Source organism: Ilumatobacter sp. (assembly GCF_049588435.1).
Taxonomy (GTDB): domain Bacteria; phylum Actinomycetota; class Acidimicrobiia; order Acidimicrobiales; family Ilumatobacteraceae; genus Ilumatobacter_A.
Genome location: NZ_JBAVYV010000532.1, coordinates 1 through 8816, shown reverse-complemented (window position 1 = coordinate 8816; position 8816 = coordinate 1). Strand labels below are relative to the sequence as shown.

The window sequence follows — 8816 nt, the reverse complement described above, 5'->3', positions numbered from 1 at the left end:
AGGTGGGTACGGCATCCACACCTCGGCAGCGGCAGGGATGGCGACCGCCTCCCTCGCACTCGGCGACGTACTTCCTCCCGAACTCGTCGCGGTCGGACTGACCCCTGAACAGTTGACCCGTGACCGGCTGAACGACATCGGCTGATTTCGGCGCCGTCTACGATCCGGCAGTGGGCTTCGACATCCGATTCCAAGTACTGACACTGCCGGGAAACCCGTACTCCGAGTACCGGAGTCAGGTTCGGCGCGTCGAGGAGTTGGGTTTCGACATCGCGGCAGTTCCCGACCACTTCTGCGACTGGGCGAATCCGCCTGCCGCGTGGCTGGAATGCTGGACGCTGCTCGCAGCGCTCGCGGTGGAAACCTCCACGATCCGCCTCGCGAGCAACGTGGCGCAGATTCCCCTGCGACATCCGGGCGTCCTGGCACATCAGGCGATCACCGTCGACCAGGTGTCGGGTGGACGTCTCGAACTGGGGCTCGGCGCCGGTCTCGCCATCGACCCCGGTACCGAGATGATCGGGCTCGAGAACTGGTCGAATGTCGAGCGCGCGGCGAGGTTCGGCGAGTACATCGAACTCGTCGGGCTCTTGCTGAGCCAAGAGGTGACGACGTACGACGGCCGGTATTACCAGGCATGTGATGCGGTCATGAATCCGTCGTCACTCCAGTCGCCGCGCGTTCCGGTCGTCGCGGCGGCGCTCGGACCGAGGATGATGTCGCACGCGGCGCGCTGGGCGGACACCTGGAACACGATGAGTTTCGATCCTGACTTCAACGCCCAGATCGATGAGTTGGGTGCCCGTGCGCAGGCCATGGACGAGCTGTGTTCCGCCGTGGGACGCGACCCGGCGGCCCTGCGACGGAGTGCCAACCTGTTCGATGCACGAGCCCGGGCGGAGGGCGGTCGGTTGCGGTACTACGACGATGACGATCTCTTCGAGCGTCTCGTTCGCGGGCTGGTGGCCGCCGGTTTCACCGACATCGGGCTGTACTACCCGAGCGACCCGGGCCAGATCCCCAGTTTCGAGCATCTGGCATTGGACGTGATCCCCGAACTTCGCCACTGATCCACGCTGCTCGGCGTCGGTCCCGGACCGGTCGCACAGGTTGCCGGCGATCAGCCGATCTTCTCCTCGGCGGGGTCGACGCTGGTGATCGCGCGTCCGGCGTGCATCAGGGTGACCGGTCCCGCATCGGACACGACGATCACGATCGAGTGGGGATCGTCGTAGGAGTACCGCAGCGCGGACGTGTGGCGCATCCCTCCGATCGCGCCGATCGCCCGCTCGGCCGAGGTCGACGGTGCCAGCCGAATGGCGAGGGCGCTCAGCGTGACATCACGGTCGAAGATCGCCGCCCCGTCCGTCTGCGAGAGCGCCTGCGCGAGCGCGGCCTCCTCGCCGATGTGATCCAGTCGCAGACGGGGCGCGTTGTGAACGAGTGGCTCGTGGCGATGAGCGGGTACGTCGTGCTCGGTCGGTCGCCAGATGAGGGTCGCTCCGATCCCGCGTCCACCGAGCTTGTGCACAGCGAAGCGCAGGAGCGGTCGGACACCGTCGACGGGAAGCCCGGGTGCCACGGCCCGGAGGCGTTTGATCCACGCGTCCATCGGCGCATCGTGGTGCCACGTCGTGCCGTTCCAGCGCACGACGCCGGACGGTCCGAAGAGGCGCACCTGGCCCGCCGGATGGCGCTGGATGATGAGCCCACCGATCCGCGCCTGGAGCCCGACGAGGTCATATTCGCCGGCCATGCTGCGACCGAAACACGCCAGATGATCGACCGAATGATGCGACCGGACGGCGAACGAGGTGATGCCGTCGGCGAAACGGCGAGCGAACTGCAGATCGAGATCGTGGACCGGAATCAGGTCGGCGACCGTGTCGAGCGCCGGCTGGTTGAACCCGGGAGCGAACAGCGACCGAGGCGGGAGCAGCGCTCCGTACGACGGGACGCGGCCCTCATGCAGATGAGGACGCAGCGCGTACGCCAATTCGACGAGTGCAGCGATCCGGTCGGGCGCACCGTCGAGTGCGGGGAGGCCTTCCTCGTCCAACTCCTCGGCCAGCCGCTGCAACCTGCCGGGGAGAACGAGAAACTCATCGTCATACCCGCGGGACACCGTCCGACCTTAGCGGCGGTGCCTCGCGCGTCGATCGCGTGGAGCACATGCCCGCTCGCCGATCGCGGTGGCTCCGCTCAGGGAGCGGTCCAGGCGGCGTCACGCCCGGTGGCGGCGATCATCCGCTCGACGGTCGTGGCATTCGTGTCGACGTCGGGTGCGTCCTTGTACCGCTCGGGACTGACGTTTCGGACGTTCGGCACCAGGGCCTCGGCCACGCGCAACACGTAGGCGGCGAGTGGCTCACCGATCCCGTGCGGCTGGCCGGTGGCCCGGGCGATGTCCCACGTCAGGATCGTCGTGTCGAAGATCCGGGCGTTGAGCACGGCCTTCGCAGGGAACTGCCCGACCGTCGATGGAGCCGTTCCGTCGAGCGCACCGGCTCGTCGCCACGCATCGGAGCACTCGCTCGCCGCCCGTGTGAACGTGTCGCTCGGGTCGTCTCCGAGGACTTCGGCGGGATGCACGAGGTCGTACGGAGGGTCGAGCGGTTCGCGACGTCCGAACGCGGCGAACATGAGCGTCGAGGCGACCATCTTGTTGACGATGTCGCGCACCGACCATTCGTCGCACGGGGTCGGGCGCTGCCAGTCATCGGGGCGGAGGCCGGAGATCACCGCGCGGCCGCTCGCCTGAGCGAGATCGAGGGCGTCGAGCGGATCGAGACGCTCGGTCACGACCGGTGCTTCTTCACGAACGAACGCCAGTAGGCGAGGTCGGGCTCGATAGTCCGGTCCCGCTTGAGTTCGCTGAAGTTGTCGTAGCGCGCGAGCCACGACACGTGGGTCCACAGCTCGATCGCTTCGTCGTCGGAGTCGACGGGGTTCGAGATCACCGGACCGAAGATCGCCGGTCCGTCGCCGCCTCCGAGGCGGATCGTGGGGACCCCGAATGAGCGGGTCTCGGTGACCAACGCCTGGTGTTCCGCGACGACGGTCCGCCAGGTCTCGGGATCGCCGATCGCCCGGTCGTGCCACGTGACGTCGAGGCCGGCATCAGCCAGCGCGGCTCGGCTGGTCGCCGGGTCGTCGAGTGCCTGCTCGGCGTCGAAGTAGCGCGTGCCGAGCGCCGCGTAGTAGCGACCCGCAGCATCCTCACCCTCGCCGTCGCGGACGGCGACCAGGACGCGCAGCGTCGGTGCGGCGACACTCCGGTCGACGTCGAATTCGTCGATCGACTTCGAGAAGTTGGCGAGTTCGAGGCAGAACACGCCCCAACTCACCTCGACGGTGCCGGTCGCGGTGAGGCGGCGGACCCAAGTGGACGTCTGCCAGCACCATGGGCACCGGGGATCGAGATGGAAGCGGATCGATTCGGCGATGTGGTCGAGGGTACGACCCCTGGAGTGCGCCCGCCGAGTCAGATGCCCCGTCCGCCGCAGCCCGATCGGTCACGGGCGGTTGCGTGGGTGCCGTGTTCCGGACCTCGCCGGCGATCAGACTCCGGGGTCGTGCTCGTCGCCGAGTTCGTCGAGGAGCGACCCGAGTTCGGCTCGGAATCGGCGCAGCTCGCGACGATGGATCAGCGAGAGGGCATCGAGTCGGGCAGTGCCTTCCGCCGTGAGGACGAGGAGTGAGCGTCGGCCGTCGTCCGGATCGACGTCCCGAGTGACCAACCCGTTGTCGACCGCTCGGTCGGCGAGTTCACCGACCGAGTGGAGCCTGAGCTGGAGAAGTTCGGCGAGCTCGCTCATCGACGGATTCGTCGGGCCGGGGTGGCCACGCACGGCCAGGAGCAATTGATGTTGGGCGGGGGTCAGCCCATGGTCGCGAGCCGCACGCTCGGAGAAGGCGAGGAAACGGCGGAGCGCATGGCGGAACTCGGCCAACGACCGGTAGTCGCCCTCGGTCAGCGGGGCATCGCCGGGTTCGGTCATCGGTCGCCGGTCGTGGCCGAGGTGCCGCGGTCGTGGTGATGCTCGTGGCCGAACGGGTCGAATCGTTGGCGTTGGCTGTCGAGCAAGCCGACCTGCGACGTCAACACCAGGCTGGCCAGGGAGCCGATCAAGGTGGTCGGGAGCAGGGCGAACCCCGCCATCTCGGTCACGACGAGGGTCGACCCGATCGGCGTCTTCGTCACGGCGACGTTCGCGGCGGCCATCGTTGCGGCGACGAACATCCAGGTGTGCTCGATCGGCAACACATCGGTCACCGCCCACCCCAGCGCGAAACCGGCGAAGAACAGCGGGATGATGAAGCCGCCCCGCCACCCGGTCACCAGTGCGACCGCTGCGCCGACCACCTTGAACACGCAGGCGACGAGCAGCGTCGTGACGACGGGTCGAGATTCGATCAACGCTTCGATCTGGAACTCACCATTGGTCAACGCGTAGGGCGTGACCAGGGCCAACAGTCCCAGCGCCACACCACCGGCGATGGGTCGGGACACGCTGGGGATCCACTCGACAACTCGGTGGAGGACACCGACGACGAGCGTGAAGAAGATCCCGATCGCGGCACCGAGAGCACCGGCGAGGACCGCCCACGCGAGGTCGACGCTGTCGAGTGGAGCGACCGATGGAAGGTCCCAGATCGGCTCCAATCCGAGACGGCCGAATGCGGTCGACACCGCGAACCCGCACAGCGCGCCGATGGTCGCCGGGATCAGCGCCTCGTAGTACTCGAGACCGCGCCGGTGTGGGATCTCGAGCGCGAACACCGCGGCCCCGAGCGGCGCTCCGAAGAGCACGCTGAACCCCGCCGCCATGCCCGTGATGGCGATGATCCGCACGTCGGGTGGTTCGAGGCCGTTTCGACGTGCGAGCCGCGTGGCGAGGGTCCCGGTGGTGGTGACGAGCGGGGCTTCGGGTCCGAGTGTCCCCCCGGTGCCGACCGACAGCAACGAGATGGGGATCAGTGAGCGCAGCCTGCCGGCGGGTTCGATGTCGTGATGGTGTCGAGGATCAGTCGCACCATCGTCATCGTCTGCATCACTGCGCTCGTCGTCGGTCATCCCGGGGACGTGGATGTTTCCGACGAGCAGTTCGACGTCGGCGGGCCGTCCGAGGACCGAGACGAGCACGGTGATCAGGAGGCCGATCGATGCGAGAACGACGATGTGTTCGGTGCCGCCCCACCGGTCGGGTCCCAGCAGATCGGTCGTGGCATCGAGTGCCCACAGATAGGCCGCTCCGATCCCGCCGCCGGCGAGACCGACCACGACGATCAGTGCGACCATCCGGAGCCGAACCCCGAAGAAGTTCGCCAATCGTTGCTTGGCCTTGTCGCTCGGCGGGCTCATTCGGACGGACACCGCTGAAAGATCGTATCACGATCTATTTGACGTCGGACGTCCACAGGAGCGACGTGTCGGGCGCTCGTAGAATGACGGTATGGCCACCTCGTCGCCCCGCTCTCTCGCCGCGTCGGTCGTCGGATGGGTGATCGTCGTGCTCCTGCTGTGGATCGTCGGTGGAGCGATCCTGGGCACGCTGTGGTGGTTGGTGCGCGGTCTCCTGATCTTCTTCGTGATCGGCGCGCTGATCTGGCTCTACTTCCGCCTCAAAGCACCCGAATGACCCTGGATGCCGGGACGGTCGACGAGCTCAGCTGACGAGCGTCAGTCGACGAGCGCCTGGTAGACGAGTTGCTGGAGCTGTGGTCGGATCGGGTAGGTGCTCGACGGCAGCAGCTGGGTCAGGAACAGCGCCGTCAGGTCCTCGGCCGGGTCATTCCAGAAGATCGTGCTCGCGGCTCCACCCCACGAGTACGAACCCTCGGTGCCGAGGACGCGGTTGGCCGCCGAGTCGAGGACGACCGAGAATCCGAGTCCGAATCCCACGCCGTCGAACGTCGTCTCGGCGAAGAGCGGCCGGCCGTATTCCTCGAGGTCGGCGTAGCCGGGGAGGTGGTTGCGGGTCATGTAGTCGACCGTGCGCGATCCGACGATGCGCGCGCCGTCGAGTTCGCCGCCGTTCATCAGCATCTGGGTGAAGCGCAGGTAGTCGGCGGCCGTTCCGCACAGCCCGCCGCCGCCGCCGAGCATCGTCGGTTTCGTCGTGAGCGACGGAGCCGGCATCTTCGTGGCCTGCTTGGTCGCCGGGTTGCGGAAGTACAGCTCGGCGAAACGATCCCGCTTGTCCTCCGGAACCCAGAACTCGGTGTCGACCATGCCGAGCGGATCGAGGACGTTCTCCCGCAGGAACACGTCGAGCGGCTGGCCCGACACGACCTCGATCACGCGGCCGAGCACGTCCGTCGAGACGCCGTAGTTCCACTCACTCCCCGGCTGGAAGACCAGCGGGAGTTCGGCCCACGCATCGCAGCAGCCCTCGAGGTCGAGCCCGGCGGGGTTGCCCCACTCGAAACCGGCATTGCGGTAGATCGCGTCGGTGGCGTGGGAGTTGTGGAAGCCGTAGGTGAGCCCCGAGGTGTGGGTCAGCAGGTGCCAGATCCGCATCGGTTCGGTCTGGGGTTCGGTCATCGGTGCCTGGAACGAGCCGCCTCGATACACCGGCGTGTCGGCGAACGACGGGATGAACTTCGACACCGGGTCCTTGAGCTGGAAGCGGCCCTGTTCGTACAGGATCATCGCCGCCACCGAGGTGATCGGCTTCGACATCGAGTACATCCGGGCGATCGTGTCGGTCGTCCAATCGGCGCCGGTTTCGAGGTCACGCTTGCCGTACGTCGAGTGGTGGGCGAGTTGCCCGTTGCGCATCACCGCGACCTGCCAGCCGGCGAGTCGACCGTCGTCGACGTAGCTCGCGAAATGGTCGTCGATGCGCGCGAGGCGGGCGGGATCGAACCCGAGTCCGGTCGGGTCGGTGGTGGCGTCGAGGTTGCTCATCGACGCAAGACTGCCAAACCACGCACCGTCCGCCCGCACCGAGTCCCTCACCGCCGTTCTCGTGAACTGTTCGCGCACGGAGCGCGGGAAGAGTTCACGAGGTGCCCGGTCGGGGGTGGCCGGAAGGGGCTCGCGTGGCTATGGGGCGGCGTGGACGGCGGAGGAACGTGCCGAGGCGACGAGGTGAAGTCGTTCGAGGCCGGGAAGGCGGGCGAGTCGGCGATCGATTCGGTCGACCATCGACGCGCCGTCATCGCCACCGAAGAGGTGCGCGATCAGGAACTCCGTCTCGACCTCGGGCATCACACCCGATCCGACCGGGCGCCATCGGCGGCGCAGTGCGAGGCGGGTGAGGCGGCGTGCTCCGGCCGACTCGGCGAGGCGTCGTGATGCCTGGCTGGCGTAGAAGTCGATGTGGCGTCCCTCCTGCTTGGCGATCCGCCGCAACAGCTCGGCCAGCACCGGGTGGCCCGAGCGCTTGGCGAGCTGCAGGTAGCCGGCCTGCGTCGTCCATTCGTTCACCGCTCCCCATGTCAGAGCGACGGTGACCACGTGGTCGGTCATCGTCGAGCCGATCATCATGGCCAGCGTGGTGAGACGTTCCCGGCCGACGCGGCGCCGGGTCGCCGCGATGCGCTCGCGTCCATTCGTCTCCGCGTGGTGGGCCAGCACTTTCGCAATTGCCTCGCCGTGCCAGTACTCCTCGTAGCTCCACATCGCGAGGAACGCGGTGATCTCGGGGTCGTCGTGTGCCGAGGTCACCAGCAGGTCGCGCAGGTAGCAGGTCGTGTGGAACTCGACGTCGTGCATGTACCGCAGGCAACGCAGCGTCTCCTCGTCGAGAGGATCGCTGTGGAAGGCGTTGTAGTCGATGTCGCTGTCGTCGAGCGGCGCCACCAACTCGAGGTACCGATCGATGTCAAAGTTCATGTGGGTGGTTCGCCCCGCCGCCTCGCACGGATCACTCTGCGCGCGATCGAGGTGTCCGGGCCGTCAGGTGTCGCTGAGGTGGGTGCGGGCTCCGTTGCGGTCGAAGACCATGATCACCTCGGCGGGTCCGTCGATCGCGTTGACCGCGTGCGGTGTCATCGTCGGGAACTCCGCGGATTCGCCTGCACGCACCTGGATCTTCCGCTCGCCGAGCGTGAGCAGGACGCTGCCGGTGAGGACGAACAGCCAGTCGTGGCCGGGATGCACGTTCGGATCGGGTGGTGTGTCGACCGGTTCGAGCAGCATCTTGATCGCGACCGTCTCGCTGCTCGGCTTCGAGAGCGCCCACACCGTCATCCCCGGGTGTGCGACCGGCTCCGGTCGGATCACGATGTCGTCGGAGCGCTCGGAGGTGACGAGATCATCCACGCTCACATCGAGCGCCCGGGCGAGGGGAACGAGGACGTCGAAGCTGATCGAACGATGGCCGGTTTCGAGGCGGCTGATCGTCGACGCGCCGACACCTGTACGTTCGGCCAGCTCGTCGAGTGACCACCCCACGTGTTGACGGATCGCGCGCAGCCGCGACCGGACGAGGTCGTCGATGTCGACGTCGGCGGTGCCGGCGTTGTCGGTGTCGGAGGGCATGTGGAACAGTTTGGCGCCGTCATGCGAATTCCGCAACGAGTATTGTGGTCGCGACAATGTGCCCTACCGTCGTATCCATGGACATCGACGTGATCGTGATCGGCGGTGGTGCGGCTGGTGCCGCAGCCGCACTCCAACTGGGACGCGGGCGACGCACGGTCGTCGTCATCGACGCGGGTGAGCCGCGCAACGCTCCCGCTGCCCACATGCACGGCTACCTCGGCCACGACGGCCGTTCGCCAGCCGAGTTCCTGGCGCTCGCGCACGCCGAACTCGCTGCCTACGACATCGAAGTCGTGAGCGATCGGGTGGTCGATGTCGTCGC

Annotated in this window: 11 protein-coding genes; 3 read left to right on the top strand and 8 right to left on the bottom strand. The window is 67.4% G+C overall.

Going from position 1 to position 8816, the window contains the following annotated elements; all coding sequences use genetic code 11:
* Positions 1 to 170 precede the first annotated feature (170 nt).
* On the top strand, positions 171 to 1070 hold the full coding sequence (locus WBV89_RS20060; protein ID WP_423983098.1) for an LLM class flavin-dependent oxidoreductase: 900 nt from the start codon (positions 171 to 173) through the stop codon (positions 1068 to 1070).
* Between the two features lie 50 nt (positions 1071 to 1120).
* On the opposite strand, the gene WBV89_RS20055 is transcribed toward WBV89_RS20060, so the two are convergent.
* The 5 genes from WBV89_RS20055 to WBV89_RS20035 form a co-directional block, all read right to left on the bottom strand.
* Positions 1121 to 2125 (bottom strand): diadenylate cyclase, encoded by a 1005-nt coding sequence (locus tag WBV89_RS20055; protein ID WP_423983097.1) that lies wholly within the window; start codon positions 2123 to 2125, stop codon positions 1121 to 1123.
* Positions 2126 to 2202: 77 nt separating this feature from the next.
* Positions 2203 to 2802, bottom strand: a complete 600-nt coding sequence (locus WBV89_RS20050) for a TIGR03086 family metal-binding protein (RefSeq protein WP_423983096.1) — start codon at positions 2800 to 2802, stop codon at positions 2203 to 2205.
* Entirely contained in the window at positions 2799 to 3434 is a 636-nt protein-coding gene (locus tag WBV89_RS20045) for a DsbA family protein (RefSeq protein WP_423983099.1), read from the bottom strand. Before WBV89_RS20045 ends, WBV89_RS20050 begins: the two co-directional genes overlap by 4 nt.
* Before the next feature lie 126 nt (positions 3435 to 3560).
* Positions 3561 to 4001, bottom strand: a complete 441-nt coding sequence (locus WBV89_RS20040) for a MarR family winged helix-turn-helix transcriptional regulator (protein WP_423983095.1) — start codon at positions 3999 to 4001, stop codon at positions 3561 to 3563.
* Positions 3998 to 5377 carry a chloride channel protein gene (locus WBV89_RS20035; RefSeq protein WP_423983094.1) on the bottom strand — a complete coding sequence of 460 codons (1380 nt, stop codon included), beginning with the start codon at positions 5375 to 5377 and terminating at the stop codon, positions 3998 to 4000. Before WBV89_RS20035 ends, WBV89_RS20040 begins: the two co-directional genes overlap by 4 nt.
* Before the next feature lie 79 nt (positions 5378 to 5456).
* Here WBV89_RS20035 and WBV89_RS20030 point away from each other — a divergent pair, with 79 nt between their 5' ends.
* Positions 5457 to 5642, top strand: coding sequence for a hypothetical protein (locus tag WBV89_RS20030; RefSeq protein ID WP_423983093.1), 186 nt, complete (start codon positions 5457 to 5459; stop codon positions 5640 to 5642).
* Positions 5643 to 5683: 41 nt separating this feature from the next.
* Here WBV89_RS20030 and WBV89_RS20025 read toward each other — a convergent pair whose 3' ends face one another.
* From WBV89_RS20025 to WBV89_RS20015, 3 genes are all read right to left on the bottom strand, one after another.
* Positions 5684 to 6913 (bottom strand): serine hydrolase domain-containing protein, encoded by a 1230-nt coding sequence (locus tag WBV89_RS20025; protein WP_423983092.1) that lies wholly within the window; start codon positions 6911 to 6913, stop codon positions 5684 to 5686.
* A 138-nt stretch (positions 6914 to 7051) separates the two neighbouring features.
* Entirely contained in the window at positions 7052 to 7843 is a 792-nt protein-coding gene (locus WBV89_RS20020; protein WP_423983091.1) for a ferritin-like domain-containing protein, read from the bottom strand.
* A gap of 63 nt (positions 7844 to 7906) precedes the next feature.
* Complete coding sequence (locus WBV89_RS20015) at positions 7907 to 8491, bottom strand: helix-turn-helix domain-containing protein (RefSeq protein WP_423983090.1); 585 nt, start codon at positions 8489 to 8491, stop codon at positions 7907 to 7909.
* A gap of 77 nt (positions 8492 to 8568) precedes the next feature.
* On the opposite strand from WBV89_RS20015, the gene WBV89_RS20010 reads away from it, so the two are divergent.
* A partial coding sequence (locus tag WBV89_RS20010; RefSeq protein ID WP_423983089.1) for an FAD-dependent oxidoreductase occupies positions 8569 to 8816 on the top strand: 248 nt, incomplete at its 3' end.